This window comes from Streptomyces sp. ISL-12, from assembly GCF_018614415.1.
Taxonomy (GTDB): domain Bacteria; phylum Actinomycetota; class Actinomycetes; order Streptomycetales; family Streptomycetaceae; genus Streptomyces.
Genome location: NZ_JAGGOO010000081.1, coordinates 1 through 24,596, shown reverse-complemented (window position 1 = coordinate 24,596; position 24,596 = coordinate 1). Strand labels below are relative to the sequence as shown.

Genomic DNA, 24,596 nt, shown 5'->3' with positions numbered 1-24,596 from the left:
GGCCGGCGGGGTCCGCGCGGTGCCGGTCAGTAGGCGACGGGCCAGCCGGTGCTCCAGTTCAGCAGGTTGATGCCGAGCTTCGGGGTGCCGCCGTCGTTGCCGTCGTAGTAGTGGTAGACGATCAGGTCACCGTCGGAGTCGTTCATGATCGACTGCCCGCCCGGGCCGATGACGCTGCCGTGCGACTCCAGCACCGGCGTGCCTCCGTTGTTCATCATCGACACCCCGTTCTTGTCGTAGTAGGGCCCGGTGACGGAGGTGGCCCGTCCCACCTTGACCTTGTACGTGGAGCTGGTGCCGGCGCAGCAGGTGTCGTACGAGGCGAAGAGGTAGTAGTACCCGTTCCGCTTGACGATGTACGGCGCCTCGACGGCCTTCGTCCCGGTCGGGCGGGAGGCCAGCGAGTACCGCGTGGTGTTACTGGAGAGCTGCTTCCCGGTGGACGGGTTGATCTGGATCATCTTGATCCCGGTCCACCAACTGCCGAACGACAGCCACCACTTGCCGTCGTCGTCGACGAAGAGGTTCGGGTCGATGGCGTTGTAGTCGCTGGAGCCGTTCGACGTGTAGACGATGCCGTAGTCGGTCCAGCTGCCCGGCTGTCCGGTGGTCGAGCCCGCCAGCCCGATGGCGGAGGTGTTCACCCCGAAGCTGGAGACGGAGTAGTACATCAGGTACTTCCCGCCGTGGTACGAGATGTCCGGCGCCCAGGACTCCGGGACCGAGGAGTACGCCGACCACCAGCTCGGCTTGGACGAGAACGCGTCGGCGCCCGCGCTGAAGGCGGTGCGGTCGGTGGAGGTCTTGCTGGAGATGCCGCCGCCGGTGGCGTAGAGCAGGTACTGCCCGGACGAGGTGCGGATCATCGTCGGGTCGTGGGTGACGACGGAGCCGGTGACGTAACCGGGGTTCGGGTACGCCGACGCCGTGCCCGGCACGAGGGCGAGCAGGGCGGCTACGGGGAGGGCGAGGAGAGCGGTGCGCTTGCGGCTCATACGGGTCTCCTTGCGGAAGGGGGATGTTCGAAGTGTCGAACAGCGATCGCAAGTTCGAACGGACCGTAGAATCGAACCCCTTGCGCGTCAATGGTTCGCGCAGATTCACACAGCCTCTTCCGTCCCGGAACCCGGTGGCGACGGACGGCGTCCTCTCCCGTGATCACACCACCGGCCGGCCGAAGGAGACATGGACGGATGAGCCGACAACCCTGGTGGGCCGGGCTCCGGCCGGTGGGCGGAGCGGCCGTCCTCGCCGTCGGCGCGGCCCTGCTGCTGTGGCTGGTGCTGTCCGGGAAGTCCTTCGACGAGGACTGGGCGAGCTACTACGGAGCCGGCCGGGTCGCGGCCATCGGCTGCGTGGTCGCCGGCGTCTCACTCCTGACCCGCCGCCGGGGAGACGATCCGGCCAGAAGTGAGGCGACCGCGAGCGGTCAGTGATCCGTCTCCAGGTGCAGCTTGAGGAGGTCCACGCCGTAGTCGTTGCCGTTGGGGGTGCGGATCATGGTGTGGATGTGCTCCTGGGTGGGGGTGCCGCCGCCCATGCCCATGCCACCGCCACCGCCGGGCCCGCCGCTCGGCTGACCACTGGGCATCCCGGACGGCTGACCACTGGGCATTCCGGACGGCTGACCGCTCGGCATCCCGCCGCCCGCCGCCGAGTCGGTGCCGTAGAACAGCGGCGACTGGGCGTCGTACTCGATGAGGACGACCGGGCTGTGCACGCGGTAGTAGAACGCGGAGGAGTCCTTGGTCTCGCCGAGCCAGTAGAAGTAGGTCTCGTCGATGTGCTCCTCCACCTCCTTCATCTTCACCGCGGCGTGCCCGTCGTCCATGTAGCCGACGTAGACGCCGACCAGGTCGAGCAGCTTCTGCTTCTGCGCGTCGGTCATCTTGGAGCCGGGCAGGCCCGCGTAGGGCAGCTCCAGGTTGTCCGCGCCCGCGCCCGCGATCATGTCGGTGCCGCTCTTCTCCTTGCTGGAGTCGATGACCTCGGCCCGCTGGGCCGACGTCAGCGCGCGGATCATCGCGAGACCGGCTTTGGTCTCCGACTTGAACAGGGAGATCTTCTCGCCCTTGTACGTCTTCTCGGTCGGCTCCGAGCCCATGAAGGTCGGGGTCATGACGACCTGGTCACCGAGGACGAAGTAGTTGATGGCCACGTGGTGGCCCTCGAACTGGAAACCCCACGGCTTGGTGGTCGAGGGGGTGCCCATGAAGGTGAAGAAGTAGGCGCCCTCCTCCAGGGTCTCCCGGTTGCCGCCGTTGTACTCGCCGAGGAAGCCGTTGAGCTTCATGATGCCGCGGGTCTGCTTGAGCCCGTCGGCGGAGAGTGCCGCGCCCAGCAGGGCGTAGCCGAGTTTCTGCTGCGCCTCGGTCAGGTCGCCCATGCGGGCGCCCTCGCGCTCGTACCCGTCGACATTGCTCCAGGCCAGCCACTCGTCGTCGTCCACCTCGAAGACGGACGCCTTGCGCTCCTTGGCGGTCAGCCCGTCCAGGAACTTCTGCGCGGCCTGGACCACCTTGTCGGTGGAGACGTCGGTGGAGTGGATCGAGTACAGGTCGTCGACGACCTTGCCGTCGGTGGTGACACCGACGAAATCGGCGTACTTCACCGCCGTGACACCCGGTCCCATGCCGCCGGTGTCACCGCCGGGGCCGCCGCTCGGCGCCCCGCTGGAGGCGGTGTCCGACGTGCCGGAGGAGTCGGTGGAGCAGCCGGCCACGCCGGTCATGGTCGTCACGGCCGCGGCGCCGCCGAGCAGCAGCGACCGGTTCATGAACCAGCGGCGGGTGCGCTCGGTCTGGGGGGTGCGTGGTCTGTGTGCGTGCATGGGCGCAACATTCCCCGACGGACCTTATTTTTCCGTGAGTTGTTCCTGTGTGACACCCATGAAGGCGTCGGTTGTCATGCACCGCCCCCGGCCCTGTCCGACGTACGGGAACCCCGCCCGCCGCGCCGGAAGGCGGAACGGTGGCTCTCGTGCTGGCCACCGCCTGCGCCCCGCTGGTGGACGACATCGAGTGAGCTGCGGCACGAGGACGACCCGGCCCCCGCCCCCCGGCATCACAGGGTGCTGACCGGAGTGGCCGAACCCCTCGGCCACCTGCTCGGCCGTCGAGCCCGACCACCCCTCCCGAAAAGGGATGACACTTCGGGCCGAAGTGTCATCCCTTTTCGGGAGGGGGTACCCCCTACCCCCCCACCGTTGGCCGCCGAGACGGCCCGGCGTGCATGCGAGGCGCGAACGCGCACCCGTCACGCCGGGCGGGACACGAAGAGACCTGAGGGCCCGTCGGGCCCGGACACCCGCCCTTCCGGGCCGCGCGCTCGCTTCTCCCCCGTGCTGGAACGGCCCGGGTCAAGGGTGGGCCGCAGGCCCATCGCCGCAGGCGACGCGGAGCGACAGCGGAGCGCCCTTGACGCGGGCCGTGGAAGCACGACACTGCCAAGAAGCGAGTGGCCCGACGGCCACGTGTGATGTCGTTCCCCGTATGAGACCCGAGATACTCCGGAAGCTGGACCGCGTCCGCGAGAAGGCCCTCACACGCGGGGTTCCGCTCCCCGACATCGACCGATGGCTGGCTGCCGCCCGCCCGTGCGCAACGCTCGCCCCCCAAGGGAACGGCCCGGTCGTGGGCCGCTTCGGCGGCCCCGCGCTGCTCCCCACCGCCCACCCCGAACTCCCACAACGCACCTACCTCATCGCCTCCCTCGACCTGGCCGCCCTGCCCTCCGACGCGACGACACTCCCGCTGCCGTCCGACGGCCGGCTCCTGCTCTTCGCCCGCTCCTACGACGACGGCCTCGACGCGGACGGCGAGGCGGTGTACGTACCCGCCGGAACCCCCGTCGGACAACGACCGTTGGCACCCGGCTACGCATCCGACGACGCGTGGGCGGGCCTGGAGGAGGGACTGCGGTCAGCGGGAGGAGAGCTGCGGTTGCGCCATGACGTCTCCCTGCCGGACAACGCGTCCCTCTTCGACCCCGCCGAGCACCCCCGCGCCGAGGATCTGCGCGACGCCTGGCGAGAGGTCCAGTACGAGGACCGGCAGGACGCCGGCACCTCGCACCTCCAGCTCGACGGCTACTCCTCGGACCCCTACCGCGAGACCGACCTCGTCACCGCGTCCGCCTGGCAGGCGGCACGGAAGACGGGGCAGGCGCCCCGCCCCGCGGACTGGGCCCTCCTCGCCCAGTGGCACGGCGCCGCCCACATCGACGGCGACGTCTACTGGACGATCAGAAAACGGGACGCGGCGGCCGGACGCTTCGACGCGGTGACGGTCCTGGGCTTCTTCGAGGGGCCAGTCTGAACCGACGCCGTCCGCAGCGCCGTTCAACGGGTCCGGTGCACGCCGCTCACCCGAGTGATGTCCGCGCGAACGGTCTTGGCGGGCGGCTCCTGGTCCAGCACCTCCCAGTGGTCCGCCAACGCCTCGACCAGTACCAGCCCCCTGCCGTGCTCGTCGAGGGCACCCACGGGGCGTACAGCCGGGCGCGGCGGACTGGTGTGCGTGTCCGTCACCTCGATACGGAGGCCCTCCGGGCGGAGGGTGAGGCGCAGTTCGAAGTCCCGGCCGGGAACCCGGCCATGGGTCACGGCGTTGGCGGCCAGCTCCGCGACGATCACGGCGGCCCGTTCGGAGACGTCCGAGCCGTAGGGGATGCCCCACGCCTCCAACTGGTTCCCCGCCAGCCGCCGGGCGAGGCGGGCACCGCGCGGGGTGGCACTGAGACGCTGAGCGAACACACATACGGTGACGATGCCCTGCCGGGCGGGTGGTGCGGTCATGCGCCCAATCTGACGCCCTCTCGCCCGCTTCACCAGGGCGGCAGTGCGTACTCCGCGCGAGAGTACGCGGTGACTGACTGGACAGTACTCGTCACGTGCCGTGACCATGGGCGCGGGAGGTGGCCGACTGTGGTCGATGAGTCTTCGGACAGTCTGCGGACGTTCGGTGCGGTGGTCCAGGCGTTGCGCGAGCACGTGGGGTTGAGCCGGGAGCAGTTCGCGGAGCTGGTGCGGTTCTCCAAGCACACGGTGGCTTCGGTGGAGTTGGGGAGGCGGATGCCGGACGTCGACTTCGTCGAGCGGGGCGAGGTGGCCACGGGCAACACGGGCGCGCTGCGGAAGGCGGCCGTGCATCTGGTGCGGCAACCGGGGTTGGCGGCGTGGTTCCGGCGGTGGGCACAGTTGGAGCGGATGGCCATCGCCTTGTACACGTACGAGTGCCGGATGATTCCCGGCTTGTTGCAGACCGAAGCCTATGTACGCGCTCTGTCCGCGACTGCGGTGCCGCCGCTGAGCGACGCCGAGATCACGGAACGGTGGACCGCGCGAGCAGAGAGGCAGAAGCTGCTGAGAGAGCGTCCGAACACCACGTTCAGCTTCATCCTGGAAGAGCAGGTGTTCCTGCGACGTACGGGCGGAGCCGAAGTGATGCGGGGACAGATCGACCACGTGCTGGAAATTGCTGAGCTACGCAATGTCCAAATTCAGCTTATGCCCCTGGTACAGGAGAAACACGCCGGGTTGCAGGGCCCCATCCATCTGCTGGAGACACCCGAGAACCAGTGGCTCGCCTACAACGAGGGGCAGAAGAGCGGACAGCTGATCACGGACCGAAAAGTAGTCAGCGTGTTGCTGAAGCGGTATGCCAGTATGCGTTCACAGGCTCTCACCGTCCCGGACTCCGCGAGCCTGTTGCGGCGGATGCGAGGAAATCTATGACTACCGACCGACTGAACTGGTTCAAGTCCAGCTACAGCAGCAGCAGCGACGGCGACTGCGTAGAGGTCGCCCTCACCTGGCGCAAGTCCAGCCACAGCAGCGCTTCCGGCGACGACTGCGTAGAGATATCCACCGCCTCCCACACCGTCCACGTCCGCGACTCCAAGGACAAGACCGGCCCCCGCCTCACCCTCTCCCCCGCCGCCTGGGACGATTTCCTCACGCGCCTACGAGGCTGACGCCGCCTCGATCACCGCGTCCAGCAGCGCACGCGACCGGCGCAGGTCGTCGATCATCCGGTCGATTCGGGCCCGTTCCGCCGTCAGTTCCTCGACGAGGCGCGCGTCGGCGGTGCGGGAGGGGCCGCCGTCGCTGTCGCGCATGCACGGCAGCAGCTCGGCGATCTTCGAGCTGCGCAGCCCGGCCGCGTACAACTCCTGGATACGCCGCACCCGTTCCACCGCGGCCTCCGTGAACTCGCGGTGCCCGCCGGGAGTGCGCGAGGCCCACAGCAGGCCCTCCTGCTCGTAGTAGCGCAGGGACCGCTCACTGACGCCCGTACGGCGGGCCAGCTCACCGATGCGCATGACGCACGTCACACCTTTCCGCCTTGAATCTGACAGTGATGTCAAGTTCTAGCGTAAGCGCATGACCTACGGACCAACCACCTCCCCGCTCCTCGACCCGGCCCGCCTCGGCAGCCACCGGCTGGCAAACCGCCTGGTCATCGCCCCCATGACCCGTAACCGCGCGGAGCCCGACGGCACGCCTACGCCACTGATGGCCGAGTACTACGCGCAGCGCGCCACCGCCGGGATGATCATCGCGGAGGCGTCCACGCCGAACGCGGAGGGGCAGACCTACCCGAACATCACCGCCCTGCACACCGACCGTCACGAGGCCGGCTGGCGGCGGGTCGTCGAGGCCGTCCGGGCGGCCGGAGGCGGACCCGTGTTCGTCCAGCTCCAGCACGGCGGCCGGGTGGGCCACCCCGACACGAGCGGTCTGACCCCGGTCGCCCCCTCCCCCGTACCGCTGCCCGGGACGATCCACACGCCCGGCGGCCCCCGGCCGAGCGTCATGCCGCGGGAGATGACCGCCGACGACATCCGGCGGACGGTCCGCGACTTCGCCTCCGCCGCCCGCCGCGCGGTCGACGCGGGTTTCGCCGGCGTCGAGGTGCACAGCGCCAACGGCCACCTGCTGCACCAGTTCCTCACGTCCGGCACCAACCGGCGGACCGACGGCTACGGCGGTGGCGTCGACGGCCGCATCCGGTTCGCCACGGAGGTCGTCGCCGCCGTGGCCGAGGCGATCGGGCCCGAGCGGACCGGGCTGCGCGTCTCCCCCGGCAACACGGTCAACGGCATCGCCGAGACCGACACCGAGACGCTCTACCCGGCCCTGCTGGCGGCCGTCTCCGGACAGGGGCTCGCCTGTCTGCACCTCGCCTACGCCGATCCCGACCGGCCGCTGTTCCACCGGCTGCGCGAGCTGTGGACCGGCACGCTCATCGCCAACCCCGTCCTGCCCGCCGACCGCCTCCCCGCCGACGGCGGCCGGGCGGCCGGGGAACGCCTCCTCGCGGCCGGGGCCGACCTCGTGGCGCTCGGCCGGCCCTTCCTGGCCAACCCCGACCTGGTCGCCCGTATCCGCGCCGGGGCACCCGTCAACGACGTACGGGCGAAGTACTTCATGTACACCGGCGGACCCGTCGGGTACACGGACTACCCCACCTACCGGGCGGAGCCCGTCGGCGGCGCGGGCGGCGGGCGTTGATCAGCCCCGGTCCGGTTCCGGCACGGCCGGTTCCACCGGCAGCCACAGTTCACACGTCGCCGTACTGAAATCCGCCGCGCGGTCGAGGACCGCGACGATCGACGGGCCCGGCCGCAGGCGCCACGGGTTGGACGGGAACCACTCGGCCGCGGTCGCGGCCCACGTCGTCTGGAGGGTCTCCGGGTACGGCCCGGCGCTGCGGAAGACCGCCCACCGCCCGCCCGGTACCTCGATGGCGTCGAGGTCGTCGGGGACCGGGGTGTCCCCGGTGACGGCGACCCCGTGGAGGTAGGTCAGTCCGGTGCCCTCGGGGGCGTCCGGGGCGAGGTCGTCGCTGACCTGGAGCAAGCCGGCCGGGTCGGTGTCGGAAAGGGCCTTCAGCCGGTCGTGCTCCTGCCGCGGCAGCGCGGCGACGTGCCGCTGGATGTGCGGGTTGACGCCCCGGTGGACGAGCGGGACCCGGGCCGCGTGGCCGATCAGGCGGAACGCGGGGCGGTCGGCGATACGGGTGTCCATGGAGATGCTCCCTTCTACGGTCAGGCGGAACCTGAGCCGGGGTTGTGTGCGCAGCGGGCCTCCGTCACGGCGTACCGCGCGGGGCGCGGCACCGTGGACCGCGCGGAACGCGCGTCCGAACGCCTCCGTGGAGCCGTAGCCGTGCCGGACGGCGATGCTCAGCAGGTCGTCCTCGCCCCGGACCACGTCGGCGGCGGCCACGGTCATGCGGCGGCGCCGCACGTACTCCGACAGGGGCAGGCCGGCCAGGGACGAGAACATCCGGCGCAGGTGGTACTCGGTCGTACCGAGCCCCGTGGCCAGTGCGTTGAGGTCGGGATCCTCGGCCAGGTGTTCCTCGACGAGGTCGACCAGTTCGTTCAGCGCTGAGATCACTGCGCCTCCTTCCGGTGACCACCGTCGCAGAGGGCGGCACGGTCCGGCCCGACCGCGGCGGACCGGTCCGGTCGGACGCGGCACGGAGGTCCGCTCCGAGGGGACGGACGTCGCGGGCGGCGGCCGCGGTCCCCGTCGCTACGCGCGCGCCCCGGCGGTGGCGTTGAGGGCCCCGAGGATCACCGGTGCGTCGCGCCGCTTCGCGGCGATGAGGACCGTCTCGTCGCCGTCCCGGCACTCGATGGCCACGCCGTTCCATTTGTACGCCTGGAACCATTGCTCCGGGTCCTCGCCGATCCGGAAGCCCCGGACGCCCGCCACGGTCAGGGTCCCCGCCAGTTCCCGCAGGCCCACGCGGCCCCCGGGGTCCGGAGTGGCCGACGGGCGGCCGTCGCCGACCACCAGCAGGCCGTAACCGTCCACGGCGTAGGGGACGTTCCCGCGCACGCTCGCCGGGACCACCCGGCGTCCGGCCGGCGGTACCGGGACGACGTCACCGGTGTCGTTCGCCCGGCGCAGGCGCCGCCGCATCGCCCACATCAGCAGGCCGCTCAGGACCGCCGCCGGGAGCACTCCGTACACCGCCGCCAGCAGCACGTCCGGCACGCCGCTGCCGGTGCCGCTCGCGAAGAAGGCCCAGGCGCCCAGCAGCACGGCGGCCACCCACGCCGCCGAGACGCTCCAGACGTACCGGGCGGGGGACGTGCCGGGACGGTGGCGGTACCGGAGCCACCAGCCGTTCCACAGGAACATGAGGCCCATCGGCAACAGCGCCAGCCCGATGCCCATCGGCGTCCGCCAGCCGTCGACCGGAGTGGCGCGGGTGGCCTGCGTCAGGCCGTCGGCCCCGACGCCGCGGATCTCGCCCCGCCAGTACGTCACCGTGACGCGGTCCCCGGGCTCGACGGACCGGTAGACGGGGCCGCCGGCGTCGTCCATGCGGATCCGGCGCGCGGTGTCCGAGCCGGACACGACGACATGGAGCCAGTCCTTGCCGCGCCCCCGGGTGGCCTCGTGCTCCTTGCGCTCCACCCTGGCCGGTACGGCCATGAGGCAGTCGTCCGCGCGGGTGCCGGAGGTACCGGCCGGGCAGGCGGACGCGGCGGTGTACGCGCGTTCCTCCGCCTGCCGGTCCGGCACGGTGGTGAAGAGCCGGGCGGAGACCAGTACGAGGATCAGGCCGAGGGCGGCGGACACGGCCGGCTGCCAGGTACGGGGCTCTCTCGGCACGGGTCCTCCCACGGTTCGCGCTGCCGGACGGCACCCGGCACCGTACGGGGCGACGGGGCTGCGGGGAAGGCGGCGCCGCGGCAAGTCCGGACCCCACACCTTGCCGACTCCCGGCATGGACGGCGGCGTACAGTGCGCGGCCGTCCGCTCGTGACCGGTCCGCGACTTGACAGTCCGTCACTTTGCCGAATTCACAGCGCTCTGCCAGGTGACCTCCTTACGGTGCCGTGTTCATGACAGACAACATCGACCCCCACACCCCCCACATCCGCCGCCGTACCGTCCTGCTCGGTACCGGCGCCACGGCCGCCGCGCTCACCGTCGGCGCCGTGTCGGCCAAGGACGCCGTGACGGCCGAGGGCGCGGAGACCGACCGCACCGCTCCCGTCGCCGCCGCGGCCGTCTGCACCCTCACCAAGGAGCTGACCGAGGGCCCGTACTACCTCGACGGCGCGCTCGTCCGCGCCGACCTCACCGAGGACAAACCCGGCGTGCCGCTGGAGCTGGTCCTGACCGTCGTCGACGACGCCACCTGCGCCCCGCTGAACGAGGCCCTCGTGGAGCTGTGGCACTGCGACGCGCTCGGCGAGTACTCCGGCTTCGTCGGCAACAACGGGCACCAGGAGCCGGACAACGGCACGTTCCTGCGGGGCGGCATCCTCACCGGCAGCGACGGCGTCGCCCGCATCAGCACCATCTACCCCGGCTGGTACCGCGGCCGGTGCGTGCACATCCACGTCAAGGTGCACACGGACGTCACCCTGACCTCGGACGGCTCGTTCAGCGGCGGGGAGGAACTGCACACCGGCCAGCTCTTCATCGACGAGGCGATCACCACCGCGGTCGCCCGCGTCTCCCCGTACTCGACCAACACCGTGCCGCGCACCACGCTCGCGCAGGACGGCATCTACGGGAACGGGGGCGCCGCGGCCGGCCTGATGACCGTCACCGGTTCGGCCACGGCCGGCTACACCGGCAGCCTGACCCTGGGCGTCGACCAGGGCTGAGAGGCGGGCGGCTCCGGCGTCACCGCGTCCCGTGCGGCACCGGAGCCGCCGCGCCGGCCAGGGACAGCAGTTCCCGGTACACCTCCGTCACGATCTCCTCGAAGGACCGCTCCTCGCCGTCGCGCACCCAGCGCCCGAACGCGACCCCGAACACCGCGACGCCCGTCTGCGCCGCCAAGGTGGCCGCGAGTTCGTCCACGCCGCGCGCGCGGAGGGTGTCGGCGAGCGTCGCGGCGAGGTCGTCCATCTTGCGCAGTTCGCGCTCCGCGAGCGCGGGGTTCTCGTCGATCACCGCCTTGCGGGTACGAGAGTGCGGGCGGCGTTCCGCCGAGAAGAAGGGCGCCGCGGACCACAGCGCGCGGGCGACGGCGTCGAGGGGCGACGCGTCGGGCGGCGCCCCCCGCACGCCGTCGACCAGCGCCTGCACCAGCAGCTGCGTCCCGTGGAAGAGGACCTCGCGCTTGTCGCTGAAGTGCCGGAAGAACGTGCGCTCGGTCAGACCGACGGACTGGGCGATCTCCGTGGCGGTCGTGCGCTCGTAGCCGCGGGTCGCGAACAGTTCCAGCGCGGCGGCCTGCAGCCGTTTCGCGGTTCCGGGTTCCCATCTCGCCATGCGGTGAGTCTAAGGCTGCGCGCCAAGTGATGACAGGGACTGACGTACCGGCGTACAGTGATGTCTGTGACTGACGTCAGTCACAGACATCACCGCATGTCCGAACACGAGGAGCACGTCATGCGCGTTTTCGTCACCGGAGCCACCGGCTGGATCGGCTCCGCCGTCGTCGACGAACTGCTCGCCGCGGGTCACGAGGTCACCGGTCTGGCCAGGTCGGACGCCTCCGCCGCGGCCCTGGAGGCGAAGGGCGCCCTGGTCCGCCGCGGCGACCTCGACGACCTGGACGGCATCCGGCTCGGCGCCGAGGCCGCCGAGGCCGTCATCCACCTGGCCAACAAGCACGACTTCACCGACCCGGTGGCGACCGCGGCGGCCGAGCGGGCCGCCGTACAGACCATCTGCGACGCGCTCGCCGGGAGCGGCCGGCCGTTCCTGCTCGCGGCGGGGATCGCGGGCCTCGCGCAGGGCCGGCCCGCCACCGAGGACGACCCGTCCCCGGCCCACGGCCCCGACTCGCCGCGCGGCGGCACGGAGAACCTCGCCCTGGACTACGTCGAGCGCGGCGTGCACAGCGTGAGCCTGCGCTTCCCACCCACCGTGCACGGCACCGGCGACCACGGGTTCATCTCGATCATCGCCTCGACGGCCCAGGACAAGGGCTTCTCCGGCTACCCGGGCGACGGCACCAACCGGTGGGCCGCCGTGCACGTGACCGACGCCGCCCGCATGGTCCGGCTCGGCCTGGAGAAGGCGCCGGCGGGCTCCCGGCTGCACGCCATCGCGGAGGAGGGCGTCCCGACCCGCGCCATCGCGGAGGCGATCGGCCGCGCCTACGGCCTGCCCGTCGCCTCCGTCGACCCGGCCGAGGCGCAGAGCCACTTCGGCTGGATCGGCGCGTTCTTCGGCATGAACGGGGCCGCGACCAGCACCGCGACCCAGGAACTGCTGGGCTGGACGCCCACCGGGCCGACGCTGCTGGAGGACATCGACGCGGGGGCGTACGGGGGGCGGTGAGCGGGCGGTCGGCCCGACCGGTTGCGCGGGCGGGCGGGTCCGGCACCCGTCGGCCGGACCCGCCTGCCCGCCTGCCCGCCTGCCCGCCTGCCCGCGCAACCGGAGCGTCGCACCCGGCGGACGCGGCGGACTCGGCGGACGCGGCGGACGCGGCGGACGCGGCGGGCAATTTCAATACCGGTATAGTATGGCCGGTATAGTTATTGGCCGCACCAGAAGGACGCCCCGTGATCGAGATCCTCAACCCCACCCTGCTGACCCGGGCGAAAGACACCGGCGGCCTCGTCGGCGACATCCTGCACGCGCTGAAGCGCCGCAGCACGGTCGGCACGAACCTGCTGGACATCGACCGGTGGGCCAAGGCCATGATCACCGAGGCGGGGGCGCAGTCCTGCTACGTCGACTACGCGCCGTCCTTCGGCCGCGGCCCGTTCGGGCACTACATCTGCACGGCGGTCAACGACGCCGTACTGCACGGACGGCCGCACGACTACACGCTGGCCGACGGCGACCTCCTCACCCTCGACCTCGCCGTCTCCCTCGGCGGTGTCGCCGCGGACGCCGCCATCAGCTTCGTCGTGGGTGAGGCGAGGCCCCCGGAGAGCGTCGCGCTGATCGACGCGACCGAACGCGCGCTGGCCGCGGGGATCGCCGCCGCCCGGCCCGGCGCCCGCATCGGCGACCTCTCCCACGCCATCGGCACGGTGCTGAAGGAGGCGGGGTACCGGATCAACACCGACTTCGGAGGCCACGGCATCGGATCGACGATGCACCAGGACCCGCACGTCCCGAACACCGGCCGGCCCGGCCGCGGCTACCCCCTGCGCCCCGGCCTGCTGCTGGCGCTGGAGCCGTGGGTGATGGCGGACACCGCCGAGCTGGTCACCGACGCCGACGGGTGGACGCTCCGCAGCGCGACGGGCTGCCGTACGGCCCACAGCGAGCACACGATCGCCATCACGGACGACGGCGCGGAGATCCTCACCCTGCCGAGGTGAGCGCGGCCGTGACATGCTCCCCCGAGCGGGGCCCGGTGCCCGAACCGGTCGCCGCCGCGCGGGCGTTCGGGTCCCGCACCGACGAAGGGGGCAGCTCATGGCGAAGGTCACCGTCAGTCTCGATGCCGAACTCGTGGTGGAGGTGATGGTCCTGGCCGGAGTCGGCTCGCCCCAGGACGCCGTCGAGGCGGTCGTGCGCGACTACATCGCCCGGGGACACCGCACCGAGGCACGCGCCGGGCTCAAGGAGCAGAGCCTGCGCGAGGTCGAGGTCAAACCGCAGGAACCCCATGCCTGAGCCCGGCCGCCTTGAGCCCGGCCGCCTTGAGCCCTGCCACGGTGGCCGGCCTACTCGCCGACCGGCTGCGGCACCCGCCCGGCCGGTCCGTCCGCCGGTCCGTCCGCCGGTCCGTCAGCCGGCCCGTCGGCCGTGACGTCGGCAGCCCCGGCATCGACGGCCGTCGCACCGGCGGCCGTCCGCTCCTCCTCCGCCCGCTCCCGCAGGTGCGCCCGGATCGAGTACGCGAGGGCCGCCGCCCACAGGGCGTACAGGGCGACGTACAGGAGGACGGCGGGGGTGCCCGACACCCCGGCCCAGTCGCTGTTGACCAGGGTGCGGACGTTGGTGACGATGATGACGCCGCCGACCGCCGAGCCGAGGACGCGCGGCGGGAAGATCCGGACCAGCCAGGCGGCGATCGGCGCGGCGATCAGGCCGCCGAGGAGGAAGGCGAGGACCCAGGTCCACTCGATGCCCTGGGAGCCGAGGGAGAAGAGGAAGCCGAGGCTCGCGGCGATCGCCACCAGGAACTCGCTGGTGTCGATGGAGCCGATGACCTTGCGGGGTTCCATCCGGCCGCTGGCCAGCAGCGCCGGGGTGCCGACCGGGCCCCAGCCGCCCCCGCCGGTCGCGTCGAGGAACCCGGCGACCAGGCCGAGGGGGGTCAGGAAGCGCCGGCGCAGCGGCTTGCCGAGGCGGTCCTTGGGCAGGCCGCGCAGGGTGAAGCGGGACATGACGTACAGGCCGAGGCCGAGCAGGATCAGGGACATCACCGGCTCGGCGACCTCGGTGGAGAGGTTCGACAGGACGGTCGCGCCGAGGAAGGAGCCGACGGCGCCCGGGACGCCGATCTTCGCGACGACCTTCCAGTCGACGTTGCCGAAGCGCCAGTGCGAGGCGCCCGACATCAGGGTGGTGCCGATCTCGGCGAGGTGGACCGTGGCGGAGGCGGCGGCCGGGTTGGTGCCCATCGCCAGCAGCAGGGTGGTGGAGGTCACCCCGTAGGCCATGCCGAGGCTGCCGTCGACCAGTTGGGCTCCCAGGCCCGCGAGGGCGAGCAGTATCAGCGTGCGCATCGTCGGCCCGCCGTCCTTTCGGGTTCGCGGAGTGACACAGTTCCCTGGCTTTCCCATCGGACTGGTAGGGAAAGGCCGGGGATGATGGTAAGGCACCAATCTGAGCGGGACCTGAGAGTTCGACGCACCCCTTCTCAACTGGCCATATGACCATTCGGGGGTCCGCTGTACAGAATGGGGCCGCACATGAACAGCGCATGAACCCGCGCCGACGGCGGCGCTCGATGGGAGGCGCTCCCCCTTGGAGCTGACCAGACGTACCTTCAGCGCCCTCGCCGGCACCACCGTCCTCGGTCTCGTGCTCGGCGGCGGGAGCAGCGGCGCGGTGCCCGACGGGGCCGGCCTGACGGTGCCCACCGGCCCGCCGCCGCCCCGGCCCCGGGCCGACGGGGTCCGGCACCGGGTCGGCCGGGACCGGTACTCGCTGCTGGTCGACGGTCGGCGTCTGGTGCTGTGGCCCGGCGAACTGCACCCGTTCCGGCTGCCGAGCCCCTCCCTGTGGCGGGACGCGCTGGAGAAGATGCGCGCGCACGGCTACAACGCGGTCGAGGTCCCGGTGGCCTGGAACGTCCACTCCCCCGCCCCGGACCGCTACGACTTCACCGGCGTCCGCGACCTGGACCTGTTCCTGCGCACGGCCGCCGGAACCGGCCTGTACGTGGTGGTGCGGCCGGGCCCGTACATCGGCGCGGACGTGGACGGCGGCGGTCTGCCCGGGTGGCTGGCGGGGACCGGCGCCCGGCCGCGCACCACCGACGCCGCGTACCTGCGGCACGCCGACGCGTGGCTGGCCCGGGTCGACGCGACGGTCCGGCGGCACCTGTACACCCGGGGCAAGGGCACGGTCCTGCTCTACCGGCTGGAGGAGGCGGGGGACTCCGCCGACGCGCGGGCGCTGGCCCGGCACGTGCGCGGGAAGGTGCGCGCGGACGGGATCGACGTACCCCTGGTGGCGGGGGGTACGGAGGTCCGGCGGACCTCGGGGCCCGAGGAGGAACGGCGGCTGCGGCTGGCCGGCCTCGGCGCCGGCGGGACGGCGGTGCCGGCCGGGTCGCTGGCCTTCGGCGGGATCAACCCGGGGTGGCTGGGCGCGCCGGCGCTGCCGACCCGGTACGACGAGGGGGCCGCCTTCGACGGGGGCCGGAAGCCGACGTCCCGGCTGGCGCCGGTCCACCAGCTCGGTCAACTGACGCGTCACGTGCCCGACTTCGCCCGGTTGAAGGAGGCGGCGCGGGTGCGGGCGGGCGACCGGCGGGTGAGCGTGCGGCACCTGGCCAACCCGGACACCGGCACCCAGGTGTACGTCCTGCGCAACGACTCCGACGACGAGGTCACCACCACCCTGCCGGGCACCGCCGTCGAGGCGCCGGTGAAGGTCGCGGCGCGGGACGCCAAGCTGCTCGCCACCGGGCTGTCGATGGGCGGGGAGCGCAAGCTCGCGTACTCCACCGCGCAGCCGATGATGTTCCTGAGCGACGTGGGCGGCCAGGACATCGCGGTGTTCGCCGGGCGGCACGGTGAGATGGCGCAGGTGGTGCTGGAGTGCCCGAGCGAGCCGGAGACGATGCGGCTGGACGCGGAGGCGGCCTGGGCGCACGACCACGGCCGGCTCAACGTCAACGTGCCGCTCGGCATCGGGGGGCTGGCCCGGGTGTCGGTGGCGGGCGGCGGGTCCGACCGGACGCTGATCCTGCTCTTCGCCGACGACGCGACCTCGCTGCGGATGTGGCCGTACGAGACCGGCTCGGGGACCTTCCTCGTGTACGGCCCGGCGCTGCTGCGCGGCGTGACGCTGAAGGGCTCCACCGCGCACCTCACCGGGGACACGACGGGGGCGACCGGTCTTGAGGTGTGGGGGCCGCCGGGGATGGCGTCCGTCACCTGGAACGGCACCGCGCGGCGCGCGAACGTCACCCGGGCCGGCAGCCTGACCATCGAGGGCATGCTGCCGGGCGCGCCCCCGGTGCAGCCGCCCGCGCTGGACGGCTGGCGGCGGCGGAGGGGGAACCCGGAGTCCGACCCCGGCTTCGACGACGCGGACTGGACCCGCGCCGACCGTACGGAGTCGTACAGCACGACGCCCGTGCCCGCCGGGGGGCCGGTGCTCTTCGCCGACGACTACGGCTGCCACTACGGCGACGTCTGGTACCGGGCGCGGCTGACGGACCCCGCCGGCCTGACGTCGGTGTCCCTGGCCCATCGCACCGGGCCGGACGGGCTGGTGCTGGCCTGGCTGGACGGGGAGCCGCTGGGCGGCGGAGGCGGGGCGGACGGGGAGACGGAGACGGTCCTCAGGCTGTCCGGGCGGCTGCGGGAGCGGTTCGCGGACCGGGACGGGGAGGCCGTACTGGCCGTACTGGTCCGGCCGGGGCCGCACGACGGCCACAAGACGGCCCGGGGGCTGACGGAGGTGTCCTTCCGCGGTGCCGCGCCGCGGGCCGCGTGGCGGATCCGGGGCGCGGGCACGCCCGACCCCGTGCGCGGTCCCCTGAACAACGGCGGGCTGCACGGGGAACGGGAGGGCTGGCACCTGCCGGGTGCCGACGGCGACGGCTGGGAGCCGGTGGAGTCGACGCGGACCGGGCGGCGCCAGGGCGAGACCTGGTACCGGACCGGTTTCCGGCCGGAGGTGCCCGCCGGGGTCGACGCCTCGTTCGGGCTCGTCCTGGAGGACGGCGGCGCCTGCCGCGCCCAGATCTTCCTCAACGGCTGGAACATCGGCCAGTACGCCCCCGGACAGGACGGCGCCCAGCACACCTTCGTCCTGCCAGGCGGCATCCTGCGCCCCCGCTCCGCCAACACCCTCGCGCTCGCGGTGCTGACCGACGGGACGACGGACGCCGGGCCCGGCACCGTACGGCTGACGGTGCTGGGCGGCGCGGCCGGGGGCGTGCCGCTTCAGGCGGTGTCCTCCCCCGGCCGCTGAACGCGGCTCAGGCCAGGCGGATCACGTTCCAGGACAGCGGCTCCAGGGTGGCGGTCAGCCGGCCGCCGTCCAGGGCCGTGCCGTCCACCGGGTGCGGGACGACGCGCTCCGGCTCGGCGAGGGTGTTGCGGGCCTCGGGGTCGGCGTCCGCGAGGGCGCTGTGCTCGACGACCTCGGTGAGGTCCAGGCCGTTGAGGGCCACGTCGAGGGGGAGCGCGTCGGTGCGGGAGCGGTTGACGGCGAAGACGGTGACCGTGCCGTCCTCGGCGCGCACGGCGGTGGCGTGCAGCAGGTCGGCCTCGCCGTACTTCTTCGTCTCGTACGTCGGTGAGTCCACGCGGACGTCGAGGACCTGGCCGCGGCCGTACCGCGAGGCGGCGGCGAAGGGGAAGAAGGTGGTCTGCCGCCAGGCCGGGCCGCCCGGCTCGGTCATGATCGGGGCGATGACGTTGACGAGCTGGGCGAGGCAGGCGACGGTGACGCGGTCGGCGTGCCGGAGCAGGGCGATCAGCAGGGAACCGAAGACGACGGCGTCGGTGACGCTGTAGTTGTCCTCCAGGAGGCGGGGGGCCTCGGGCCAGTCGAGGGCGGCGACCTCGGCGTCGGTGCGGGAGAGGTACCAGACGTTCCACTCGTCGAAGGAGAGGTTGATCTTCTTCTTGGACTTCAGGCGGGCGCCTATGTGGTCGCAGGTGGCGACGACGTTCTCGATGAACGACTCCATGTCCACGGCGGAGGCCAGGAAGGAGTCGACGTCGCCGTCGAGGGGCTCGTAGTAGGCGTGCAGGGAGATGAAGTCGACGAGGTCGTAGGTCTCCTTGAGGACCGTCGCCTCCCACTCGGCGAAGGTCTCCATGGCCTGGCCGCTGCTGCCGCAGGCGACCAGTTCGACGCCGGGGTCGATCTGGCGCATGGCGCGGGCGGTCTCGGCGGCGACCCGGCCGTACTCCTCGGCGGTCTTGTGGCCGGTCTGCCAGGGGCCGTCCATCTCGTTGCCCAGGCACCACAGCCTGATGCCGAAGGGGTCCTTGTCGCCGTGCTCGACACGGAGGTCCGACAGGGCGGTACCGGAGGGGTGGTTGGCGTACTCCTGGAGTTCCAGGGCCTCGGCGACGCCGCGGGTGCCGAGGTTGACGGCCATCATCGGCTCGGCCTGGGGGCCGATCTTCTTCAGGAACGCGATGTACTCGGAGAGGCCGAAGCGGTTGGTCTCCGTGGAGCGCCAGGCGAGGTCGAGGCGGCGGGGGCGGTCCTCGACGGGGCCGACGGAGTCCTCCCACTTGTAGCCGGAGACGAAGTTGCCGCCGGGGTAGCGGATGGCGGTGACGCCGAGTTCCCTGACCAGGTCCAGGACGTCCTGGCGCAGGCCGGCCTCGTCGGCGGTGGGGTGGCCGGGCTCGTAGACGCCGGTGTAGACGCAGCGGCCGAGGTGTTCGACGAAGGAGCCGAAGAGGCGGGGGTTCACTTCGGCGACGGTGAAGGCGGGGTCGAGGGTGAAGCGGGCGGTGCGCATTTTTTCCTTCCAGGGGGGTGGGTGTCCGGTCCGGGGAGGGGGACGGTGGCTAACGGACCACCGGCCAGCCGTTCTTCTGCCAGGTCAGGTCGTTCAGGCCGAGCTTGGGCGTGCCCTCGTCCTCGGCGTCGTAGTAGTGGTAGGCGAGGACGTCGCGGCCCCGGTCGCGGAACACGGACTGGCCGCCCGTGCCGATGTAGCGGCCGTGGCCCGCCAGGAGGAGGTCGCCGCCGCCCGCCGGCATCGGGGTGCCGGTGCTGTCGACGTAAGGGCCGGTGACCGACGCCGAGCGGCCGACGCGGATCTTGTACGTGGAGTTCACGCCCGAGCAGCAGGCGTCGTAGGAGGCGAAGAGGTAGTAGTAGCGGCCGTGCTTGACGATGTACGGGCCCTCGACGGCGTAGGGCTCGTCGGGGCGGGTGGCCAGGTGGTGGACGGTGGTGCCGGGGAGCGCCTTGCCGGTGCGGGGGTCGAGTTCGACCATGCGGATGCCGGACCAGTACGAGCCGAACGCCATCCACAGTTTGCCGTCGGCGCGGATCAGCGCCGGGTCGATGGCGTTCCAGGTGTCGGTGGTCTCGGAGGTGAAGACCTTGCCCTGGTCGGTCCAGGTGCCGGGCAGGCCGGTCGGGGAGGTGGCCACGCCGATCGCGGAGTGGTTGGTGCCCCAGGAGGAGACGGCGTAGTACAGCCAGTAGCGGCCGGCCCGGTAGCTGATGTCCGGCGCCCACGGGTCGCCGGTGGCGTTGTACTCGTACCACCAGGACGGGGGCGTGGCGAAGGCGTTGCCCGCGTCCTCCCAGTGCTCACGGTCGGTGGAGGTGCGGGCGCCGATGACCCCGCCGGTGGAGTACGCCACGTAGCCGCCGGACTTCAGGCGGATGACGGTCGGGTCGTGGATGATCTGCTGGCCCGTGACGGGCCGCGGGTCGGGGTAGGTGGCCGCCGTCGCGGTGGACGGGAGCAGGGCGACGACGGCCGCGGCGAGCAGTGCCGCGAGTCGGAAGCGTCTCAAGTCGGGTTCCCTGGGGGTGGGTTACTGGCCGGCGAGGCCGGTGTGCGCCACACCCGCCACGATCTGCCGCTGGAAGAAGACGAAGACGATGATCAGGGGCAGGCCCGCCATCAGGCCGCCGGCCATGAGCTGGGCCCACTGGATGCCGTAGGAGTTCATGACGGTCGCGATGCCGTTCGGCATGGTCATCAGGTCGGGGTTGTTGGTCACCATGTACGGCCACAGGAAGTTGTTCCAGGAGCTGATGAAGGTGAAGATGCCGACCGCCGCGAGGGAGGGGCGGGAGAGCGGGAGGATGATCGTGAAGAAGACGCGCCAGCGGCCGGCTCCGTCGATGAACGCGGCCTCCTCCAGTTCGCGCGGGACGCCCTGGAAGAACTTGTAGAGGATGTAGACCATCGCGGCGGGCGCGCACTGCGGCAGGATCATGCCCCAGTAGGTGTCGACCATCCCCATCTGCTGGACGGTGGTGAACAGGGGGACGCCGAGTACGGCCGGGGAGATCATCAGCCCCGCCATCACCACGCCCATGAGCAGGCCCTTGCCGCGGAACTCGGTGCGGGCGAAGCCGTATCCGGCCAGGCTGCTGACCAGGAGGACGACGGCGGTCACGCACACCGACACGACCAGGGAGTTCACGAACCAGTTGGTGATGTTGCCGTTCTCGAAGATGGCCGACCACGCCTGGCCGGTCCAGTCCTCGGGCAGCCAGTGGGTGGGCACCTCGACGGACTCGGTCTCCGACTTGAGCGAGGTGAACAGGGCCCACAGGAGGGGGGAGAGCATCACCGCGGAGACGGCGACGCCGAGCAGGGTGAGGACGATCTGGCTGGGGGTCCAGGACCGGCGGGGCCGCCTGGTCATCGGTACGGTCGTCATCGGCCGCCCTCCTCACGGTTGCGCAGCAGCCACATCCGCCCCAGGGCGACGGCCGCGATGAGCACGAAGAAGATGATGGAGATCGCGGAGGCGTAGCCCACGCGGTAGCTGGTGAAGCCCTGTTCGAGGGTGTACTGCACGAAGGTGCGGGTGCTGTCCTCCGGGCCGGTGGTGAAGTCGGTCATCACCACGGCCTGGTCGAAGACCTGGAGCGAGGCCAGGATCTGCAGGGCGACGACCAGGCCGGTGATGTTGCGCAGCATCGGCAGGGTGATGTGGACCATGCGGTGCCAGGCGTTGGCCCCGTCGAGGCGCGCGGCCTCGTAGAGGTGGGCGGGGATGCCCTGGAGGGCGGCGAGGTAGAGCAGGAAGCTGAAGCCGACCGTCCACCACAGGGTGCAGATGACGATGGCGAACATGGCGTACGACTTGTCGGTCAGCCAGGGCGTCTCCAGGCCGAAGACGTGGTTGATCATGCCGTTGCCGGGGTTGAACAGCCACTGCCACAGGTTGCCCGCGACGGTGGACGGCAGCAGGAACGGCAGGAAGAAGCAGAGCCGCCACAGCCACTTGCCGCGCTCGATGTGGTGGGCGAGCATCGCGAGGAGGAAGGCGAGGACGGTGATGCAGGGCACCACCAGCAGCGTGAAGAACGCGCTGTGGCCGAGCGCGTCCCACATCAGCGAGTCGCCCAGGGCCTCCCGGTAGTTGTCGAGGCCCACGAAGCTCGCGGCGTCGCCGGAGATGTTGGCGTCGGTGAAGCTGAGCCAGACGCCGCGCACCAGCGGCCAGATCACGAAGAGCGTGAACAGCAGCAGGAACGGGGCGACGAACCAGCCGCCGTGCTGGAAGCCCTGCTTGCGGCGGACGGTCACGCTGTCGGCGGCGGCCTTGGCGCGCGCCGGGCGGATGACGGTCTCAGCGCTGGTCGTCGTCATGCGACCGCACCTCCCTCGGCGGCGGTCTTGCCGTCCATCGGGTTCTTCATGGCGAGCAGCGTGGCCAGGGTGCTCTTCATCTTTCGGGCGACGGCGTCCGGCTTCGCGGAGCCGGTCGTCGAGGAGACGACGATCGGGCCGACGCGCTGGGCGAGGATGCCGGTGGACCCGGCGAACCACACCTTGGGCTCGGTGGCCTGGTGGTCCATCGCCGTGACGTACTCGCTCTGCGGCTGGAGCTTCTGGTACGCGGCCGTGGTCAGGGTGGGGGTGTAGGCGGGGATGTGTCCGCCGGCCGCCCACTGCCGGGCGTGCTTGACGACGTAGGCGGCGAGGCGGTGGGCGCCCTCGTTGGTGGCGCCGCCGCGGCCGGACTGGTGCGGCAGCACGAAGGAGTGCGACTCGGCGTGGGTGGCCTGCTTGCCGAAGACGGGCGGCAGCGGGACCGCCCCGTACTCGACCTTCGCGCTGTCGAAGACCGGCACCGACCAGTTGCCCTCCCAGCAGAAGGGGGAGCCGTTGACGAACTGCTCGGCGCCCGCGGAGCCGCCGAAGCCCGGGTCGGCGTACCCCTCGGCGAGGTGCCGGCGCAGGAACTCCAGGACCTGGGTGGCCTTGTCGGTGTCGAAGGTGACCTCGGTGTTGTCGGCGCTGAACCAGGTGCCGCCGAGCTGGGTGTAGAAGGCGACGAAGAACCACCACTGGAAGTTCTGGTCGTTGTGCCACAGGCCGATGGTCTGCAGCCCCTTCTTGGTGGCCGCCTTGGCCTCCTTCAGCATCGCGAACCACTCGTCGACCGAGGTGGGCGACACCATGTGCCCGTCGGCGCCGAGCAGGCCCGCCTTCCCCAGCACGTCCTTGCGGTAGAAGCAGAGCTGGACGTGGATGTCGAGCGGGAGGGCGTAGAGCTTGCCGTCGATGACGGCGCGTTTCCACAGCTCGGGGTTGAAGTCCCGCTCCCGTACGCCGTACTTGGCGAGCAGGTCGACGTCCCAGGGGTCCAGGAGGCGGCCGGGCGAGAAGCCGGTGACGCGGCCCAGGTGCATCACGCCGAGGTCCGGTGCGCGGTTGCCCGCCGCGGCCATGGCGAGCTTGGTGTAGAAGGGGCTGCCCCACTGGAGGGTGGAGTCCTTCACCTCGATGCCCGGATTGTCCTTACGGAAGGAGTCCAGCATCGCGATCATGTTGTATCCGTCGCCGCCGCTGAAGAGGTTCCAGTAGCGCACGCGGGTGTCCGCTCCGGAGGCGAGCGCGTCGGCTCCGGTTCCGAGCGCCGCGAAGCCGAAGCTTCCGGCGACCGTCAACCCGCCGAGTCCGGCGAGAAGTTGCCTGCGATTCAGGCCAGGTCGTCCCATGCCCTGCCCCATCTGTCCGTCGGTGACCGGGCACACCGGTCCCCTGGTGTTCGGTATCTCGAATGATGCCCGTAACTTCGAACGGACCGTAAAGTCGAACACCTCCCACGTCAATGGGTTGGACACGATGACGCGCACATCCACAGGCGCGTACGCTCTGTACCCCGCCGAACGGCGGGCCGGAGGAGTCGCGAAGGGGGAGCGATGGACTTCGCGGTCCTCAGCGGTTTCTACACGGACTTCTGGTGGATCCCGGCCACCGTGCTGGCCGCCGCCCTGACCATCAAGCTGCCCGTGATCATCCGCTTCCGGGCCGACCCGATGCTGCGCGCGGTCGGCGGTCTGCTGCTGCTGGCCTGCGCGGTGTTCGTCTTCGTCGCGCCCTCGACCATCGCCCGCGTCAACCGGCTCACCGGCGTGCCCAACATCTCGGCGCCCTGGGTGTATTCGCTGCTCACCGCGTTCTGCGGGTCGTGTCTGCTGCTGATCATCGCCTGGCGGGGCGGGCGGGGCGACCTGGACGACCGGGGCGGGCGGGGTGACCTGGACGACCGGTCCGGCCGCTCGGGCGCCACCCGCCGCGCCGCCCGCTGGGTCGTCGGCGTCTACGCGGGCGTGATCGTCGCCCTGTGGGTGCTGTTCGCCCTCGCGCACGCGCCCGTGGAGCGGCTGCGGGACCTGGACACGTACTACGCCACCACGCCGTTCATGCGCGAGATGATCCTGCTCTACCTGCTCGCGCACACCACGGCCGCGCTCATCACGTCCCGGCTGATCCGCAACTGGATCCGCGCCGACGGCCTGGACGCCTGGCTGCGCTGGGGCCTGAAGTTCCTGGGCGTGGGCTACGCGATGAACCTGCTGTTCGACGCCGCCAAACTCACCGCCGTCGTCGCCCGCTGGACGGGGCACGACCTGGACCGGCTCAACACGGACGTGGCCCCGGCGGCCGCCTGCGTCTCCGCCGTGCTGATCGCGGCCGGCTTCATCCTGCCGCACGCCGGACAGTACCTGCACGACCGTTGGCGGGTCCGGCTCGCCCACCGCGAACTGCGCCCGCTGTACGTGCTGATGCGCACGGTCGCCGGGGACCGCGCCGGGTTCGTCCGGCGGGGCAGCCCGGAACTGCGGCTGACCCGCCGGGAGACATTCATCCGCGACGCGCTGCTGCCGCTGGCCCGGTCCCTCGACGAGGACCTGCGCCGCAGGTCCTACGAGGCCGCCCGCGCCCTCGGCCACGCCCCGGACCGGGCGAGGGCGCTGGCCGCGGCGGTGGCGGTCGTGGACTCCGTGGAGGCCGTCCGGGGCCCCTCAGGGGCCGTCCGGGACCGCGCCGGGGCGGGGC

Annotated in this window: 24 protein-coding genes; 11 read left to right on the top strand and 13 right to left on the bottom strand. The window is 71.7% G+C overall.

The features are described 5' to 3' along the window. Positions 1–26 precede the first annotated feature (26 nt). The gene (locus J7I94_RS22665) at positions 27–995 is read right to left on the bottom strand and encodes an arabinan endo-1,5-alpha-L-arabinosidase (protein WP_215169388.1); all 969 of its coding nucleotides are present in this window, start codon (positions 993–995) and stop codon (positions 27–29) included. A gap of 198 nt (positions 996–1,193) precedes the next feature. Here J7I94_RS22665 and J7I94_RS22660 point away from each other — a divergent pair, with 198 nt between their 5' ends. Continuing rightward, positions 1,194–1,436, top strand: coding sequence for a hypothetical protein (locus J7I94_RS22660; protein WP_215169386.1), 243 nt, complete (start codon positions 1,194–1,196; stop codon positions 1,434–1,436). Here J7I94_RS22660 and J7I94_RS22655 read toward each other — a convergent pair. Further along, entirely contained in the window at positions 1,430–2,830 is a 1,401-nt protein-coding gene (locus J7I94_RS22655; protein ID WP_251075568.1) for a DUF3500 domain-containing protein, read from the bottom strand. The two genes, J7I94_RS22660 and J7I94_RS22655, sit on opposite strands and share 7 nt — an antisense overlap. Positions 2,831–3,491: 661 nt before the next feature. On the opposite strand from J7I94_RS22655, the gene J7I94_RS22650 reads away from it, so the two are divergent. Continuing rightward, positions 3,492–4,316, top strand: a complete 825-nt coding sequence (locus tag J7I94_RS22650) for a DUF1963 domain-containing protein (protein ID WP_215169384.1) — start codon at positions 3,492–3,494, stop codon at positions 4,314–4,316. 23 nt (positions 4,317–4,339) lie between these two features. Here the strand turns inward: J7I94_RS22650 and J7I94_RS22645 are convergent, their stop codons facing one another. Beyond that, positions 4,340–4,795 carry an ATP-binding protein gene (locus J7I94_RS22645; protein WP_215169381.1) on the bottom strand — a complete coding sequence of 152 codons (456 nt, stop codon included), beginning with the start codon at positions 4,793–4,795 and terminating at the stop codon, positions 4,340–4,342. A 129-nt stretch (positions 4,796–4,924) separates the two neighbouring features. On the opposite strand from J7I94_RS22645, the gene J7I94_RS22640 reads away from it, so the two are divergent. Both J7I94_RS22640 and J7I94_RS22635 read left to right on the top strand, forming a co-directional pair. Further along, the gene (locus J7I94_RS22640; protein ID WP_215169379.1) at positions 4,925–5,734 is read left to right on the top strand and encodes a helix-turn-helix transcriptional regulator; all 810 of its coding nucleotides are present in this window, start codon (positions 4,925–4,927) and stop codon (positions 5,732–5,734) included. Then, positions 5,731–5,973 carry a DUF397 domain-containing protein gene (locus tag J7I94_RS22635; RefSeq protein WP_215169377.1) on the top strand — a complete coding sequence of 81 codons (243 nt, stop codon included), beginning with the start codon at positions 5,731–5,733 and terminating at the stop codon, positions 5,971–5,973. The genes J7I94_RS22640 and J7I94_RS22635 overlap by 4 nt, the downstream gene beginning before the upstream one ends. Here J7I94_RS22635 and J7I94_RS22630 read toward each other — a convergent pair. Next, positions 5,962–6,321 (bottom strand): MerR family transcriptional regulator, encoded by a 360-nt coding sequence (locus J7I94_RS22630; RefSeq protein ID WP_215169374.1) that lies wholly within the window; start codon positions 6,319–6,321, stop codon positions 5,962–5,964. The two genes, J7I94_RS22635 and J7I94_RS22630, sit on opposite strands and share 12 nt — an antisense overlap. A 61-nt stretch (positions 6,322–6,382) precedes the next feature. Here J7I94_RS22630 and J7I94_RS22625 point away from each other — a divergent pair, with 61 nt between their 5' ends. Beyond that, on the top strand, positions 6,383–7,513 hold the full coding sequence (locus J7I94_RS22625) for an alkene reductase (protein ID WP_215169372.1): 1,131 nt from the start codon (positions 6,383–6,385) through the stop codon (positions 7,511–7,513). On the opposite strand, the gene J7I94_RS22620 is transcribed toward J7I94_RS22625, so the two are convergent. Continuing rightward, positions 7,514–8,404 carry an AraC family transcriptional regulator gene (locus J7I94_RS22620; RefSeq protein ID WP_215169371.1) on the bottom strand — a complete coding sequence of 297 codons (891 nt, stop codon included), beginning with the start codon at positions 8,402–8,404 and terminating at the stop codon, positions 7,514–7,516. 138 nt (positions 8,405–8,542) lie between these two features. Further along, the gene (locus J7I94_RS22615) at positions 8,543–9,634 is read right to left on the bottom strand and encodes a hypothetical protein (protein ID WP_215169370.1); all 1,092 of its coding nucleotides are present in this window, start codon (positions 9,632–9,634) and stop codon (positions 8,543–8,545) included. Positions 9,635–9,867: 233 nt separating this feature from the next. On the opposite strand from J7I94_RS22615, the gene J7I94_RS22610 reads away from it, so the two are divergent. After that, complete coding sequence (locus J7I94_RS22610; RefSeq protein ID WP_215169369.1) at positions 9,868–10,641, top strand: intradiol ring-cleavage dioxygenase; 774 nt, start codon at positions 9,868–9,870, stop codon at positions 10,639–10,641. Between the two features lie 19 nt (positions 10,642–10,660). Here J7I94_RS22610 and J7I94_RS22605 read toward each other — a convergent pair whose 3' ends face one another. Then, on the bottom strand, positions 10,661–11,254 hold the full coding sequence (locus tag J7I94_RS22605) for a TetR/AcrR family transcriptional regulator (protein WP_215169368.1): 594 nt from the start codon (positions 11,252–11,254) through the stop codon (positions 10,661–10,663). Positions 11,255–11,374: 120 nt separating this feature from the next. On the opposite strand from J7I94_RS22605, the gene J7I94_RS22600 reads away from it, so the two are divergent. The 3 genes from J7I94_RS22600 to J7I94_RS22590 all read left to right on the top strand — a co-directional run bounded on the left by J7I94_RS22600 (position 11,375) and on the right by J7I94_RS22590 (position 13,567). Further along, complete coding sequence (locus J7I94_RS22600) at positions 11,375–12,271, top strand: SDR family oxidoreductase (protein WP_215169367.1); 897 nt, start codon at positions 11,375–11,377, stop codon at positions 12,269–12,271. Positions 12,272–12,498: 227 nt separating this feature from the next. Continuing rightward, positions 12,499–13,269: a type I methionyl aminopeptidase gene (map, locus tag J7I94_RS22595; RefSeq protein ID WP_215169366.1), complete on the top strand. Its 771-nt coding sequence runs from the start codon at positions 12,499–12,501 to the stop codon at positions 13,267–13,269. A 97-nt stretch (positions 13,270–13,366) separates the two neighbouring features. After that, a complete protein-coding gene (locus tag J7I94_RS22590) occupies positions 13,367–13,567 on the top strand; it encodes a DUF2191 domain-containing protein (protein ID WP_215169365.1) in 201 nt (66 codons plus the stop codon). Between the two features lie 50 nt (positions 13,568–13,617). Here the strand turns inward: J7I94_RS22590 and J7I94_RS22585 are convergent, their stop codons facing one another. Next, on the bottom strand, positions 13,618–14,625 hold the full coding sequence (locus tag J7I94_RS22585; RefSeq protein WP_215169362.1) for a sulfite exporter TauE/SafE family protein: 1,008 nt from the start codon (positions 14,623–14,625) through the stop codon (positions 13,618–13,620). Between the two features lie 241 nt (positions 14,626–14,866). Between J7I94_RS22585 and J7I94_RS22580 the strand changes: the two genes are divergently transcribed. After that, a complete protein-coding gene (locus J7I94_RS22580; protein ID WP_215169360.1) occupies positions 14,867–17,551 on the top strand; it encodes a beta-galactosidase in 2,685 nt (894 codons plus the stop codon). Between the two features lie 7 nt (positions 17,552–17,558). Here J7I94_RS22580 and J7I94_RS22575 read toward each other — a convergent pair whose 3' ends face one another. Genes J7I94_RS22575 through J7I94_RS22555 form a run of 5 tightly spaced genes read right to left on the bottom strand, consistent with a single transcriptional unit; the run spans position 17,559 to position 23,251 of the window. Continuing rightward, on the bottom strand, positions 17,559–19,064 hold the full coding sequence (locus tag J7I94_RS22575) for an alpha-N-arabinofuranosidase (protein WP_215169358.1): 1,506 nt from the start codon (positions 19,062–19,064) through the stop codon (positions 17,559–17,561). Between the two features lie 49 nt (positions 19,065–19,113). Then, a complete protein-coding gene (locus J7I94_RS22570; RefSeq protein WP_215169356.1) occupies positions 19,114–20,079 on the bottom strand; it encodes an arabinan endo-1,5-alpha-L-arabinosidase in 966 nt (321 codons plus the stop codon). A 21-nt stretch (positions 20,080–20,100) separates the two neighbouring features. Next, positions 20,101–20,958: a carbohydrate ABC transporter permease gene (locus J7I94_RS22565; RefSeq protein ID WP_215169354.1), complete on the bottom strand. Its 858-nt coding sequence runs from the start codon at positions 20,956–20,958 to the stop codon at positions 20,101–20,103. Beyond that, positions 20,955–21,896: a carbohydrate ABC transporter permease gene (locus tag J7I94_RS22560; RefSeq protein WP_215169352.1), complete on the bottom strand. Its 942-nt coding sequence runs from the start codon at positions 21,894–21,896 to the stop codon at positions 20,955–20,957. The genes J7I94_RS22565 and J7I94_RS22560 overlap by 4 nt, the downstream gene beginning before the upstream one ends. Further along, a complete protein-coding gene (locus tag J7I94_RS22555; RefSeq protein WP_215169350.1) occupies positions 21,893–23,251 on the bottom strand; it encodes an extracellular solute-binding protein in 1,359 nt (452 codons plus the stop codon). Before J7I94_RS22555 ends, J7I94_RS22560 begins: the two co-directional genes overlap by 4 nt. Before the next feature lie 204 nt (positions 23,252–23,455). Between J7I94_RS22555 and J7I94_RS22550 the strand changes: the two genes are divergently transcribed. Then, the coding region (locus tag J7I94_RS22550) for a DUF6545 domain-containing protein (RefSeq protein WP_215169348.1) at positions 23,456–24,596 on the top strand (1,141 nt) is incomplete at its 3' end.